Below are 2,140 nucleotides of genomic sequence, written 5' to 3'. Positions count from 1 at the left end.
GATAATATGAACCTTCCTTTGCTAGAAAGACTTAATATATCCCCCGAAAACTGGTTAAAACTCACCACACAATTTACACGCGTATTTCATGGCGCAGTAGGCAGGCCCACATCACAAGCAAGTTACTGTGAAAATTTAAAGCGTAAACGGCGCTCAAATATCAGTAATTGCGAAAAGCTACTCGCATAAAACTTAAGCTACTCAGTAAAACCATTCAGTAAAATGTTAAAACTGCAATTTTGCAGTTATTTTCATGCGCGTAATTTAGGTTTAAGAATGCTAATGACTTATTTATTAGATGAAATGAAAGTGACCCAGTAATAAAAGATAAACTCTGAACATGAAGAGCAAATTTAGTGGCGCAGTTTTGTTTGTTCAATTAGCGTGGCTGTCTAGTTTGGTAGTCTCTGTTTGGTCTAGTTTGGTAGTCTCTGTTTGGTAGTCTAGTCTAGTTTGGTAGTTTGGTATTTATGACTGCTATTTAATTTCAATGAAGTACGTAAGTTTATTTTAAGTTTACTCACTTATGCTAATACCCAAGCCCTAAACAATATCTTGGATTAAAAGTAATAAATTTATGTTTTAGATCATTAAAACGTGGGTGATTACAGGTTAACTTGATACTTCATATTAATTACGCATAGAGTGGGCATTTAACTCAAATGCGTTTCTTTTATTTAAAGAGGCATTATGAACTTTAAAAACACAACAACTCATTACAATACACTCTCTATTGCCTTACATTGGCTTATGCTTATTTTAATTGTCACTGTTTACGGCAGTATTGAGCTACGTGAATTATTTGAAAAAGGCACTGAAACGCGTGATGCCTTTAAAATGTGGCATTTTATGTTGGGGTTATCGGTTTTAGTTTTAGTCAGTGTGAGGTTAGTTGCGCGTGTAGTGGGTGGCGCGGAACCTGCGATAAAACCTGAGCCTGCAAAATGGCAAAATACATTAGCTAAATGTGTACACCTTGCGCTGTATGTTTTTATGTTTGCTATGCCAATTGCGGGTTGGTTAATATTGAGTATGGCGGGTAAACCTATTCCGTTTTTTGGTTTAGAATTGCCTGCTTTGGCTGCTCAAAACAACGAGCTTGCTAAAAGTATTAAAGAGATACATGAGACCGCAGGGGAAGTAGGGTATTACGTAATAGGTTTACATGCAGCTGCGGCTTTGTTTCACCATTATATTTTGGCTGATAATACGGTATCGCGAATGTGTTTACCTAAAAAATAAAAGTAAAAAGGGAGACACAGTCTCTAATGCCGATCCTTTAAGAAATAGTTAATAGCACTTGAACGATCTTTTAGGTATGTAAGAATCCGAATTCTTTTGACGAATTTCGATTTTTTATGCAGCTTTCTAATGCTCTCGATATTATCAACAACATGGGTACTTCCAAGCACGCTATGGGTGATATAGAAGTTCATTCAATAGAATTAGGAAATGCCTTGTTTGAGAGTCCTGTTTTTGTATCATTTAATCTTGACCATGTATAGGTAGCGGGTGGTGAGCAGGGAGGCATGGCTTATTAGGGTCTCCCTTTTTTATTCAATACCAAGCTGGTATCGATTTTTCAAAAAACAGGCTAGAGCTTTTTAATGAAAAAAAATTAAGTATCTAACCTAAACTTTGTCCTTTAAATTTTAACTAGCGCACCATGTTTATAGGTTTGATCATGACATGATGCGACAGCTGTTATTGTTTACAATTTGTATTTCAAAGCTACTTTTCTAGTTCTTATCTAATAACTCTTTTCTAATAACTCTTTTCTTATAATTTCAGCCCCAGCGCTCAGGGCATTTAGTTTACCTCTGGCTATATGGTGAGGTAGTGGAGCCATGCCGCAGTTTGTACACGGGTAGAGTTTGTCTGCATCTACAAATTGCAGTGCTTTACGTAGCGTATTAGCTACTTCCTCTGGCGTTTCGATAGTATGATTTGCTACATCAATTGCGCCTACCATTACTTTTTTACCGCGAATGAGTTCTAGTAAATCCATTGGTACATGCGAGTTATGGCACTCTAGTGAGATAATATCGATATTAGATTGCTGCAGCTTAGGGAATGCTTCTTCGTACTGTCGCCATTCGCTTCCTAGTGTTTTTTTCCAATCTGTATTGGCTTTAATGCC

General features: G+C 36.8%; 1 protein-coding gene and 2 pseudogenes. 2 read left to right on the top strand and 1 reads right to left on the bottom strand.

Going from position 1 to position 2,140, the window contains the following annotated elements; genetic code table 11:
• A pseudogene (locus I6F53_RS20690) lies at positions 1–189 on the top strand (transposase); the annotation flags it as partial.
• Between the two features lie 501 nt (positions 190–690).
• Positions 691–1,242: a cytochrome b gene (locus I6F53_RS20000; RefSeq protein ID WP_166420346.1), complete on the top strand. Its 552-nt coding sequence runs from the start codon at positions 691–693 to the stop codon at positions 1,240–1,242.
• A 508-nt stretch (positions 1,243–1,750) separates the two neighbouring features.
• Here the strand turns inward: I6F53_RS20000 and I6F53_RS19995 are convergent.
• Positions 1,751–2,140 (bottom strand): annotated as a pseudogene (locus tag I6F53_RS19995) (methionine synthase); the annotation flags it as partial.

The sequence above is a fragment of the Pseudoalteromonas sp. SWN29 genome (assembly GCF_015864465.1).
In the GTDB taxonomy this organism is placed as follows: Bacteria; Pseudomonadota; Gammaproteobacteria; order Enterobacterales; family Alteromonadaceae; genus Pseudoalteromonas.
This window is presented reverse-complemented; position numbering and strand designations above follow the sequence as displayed.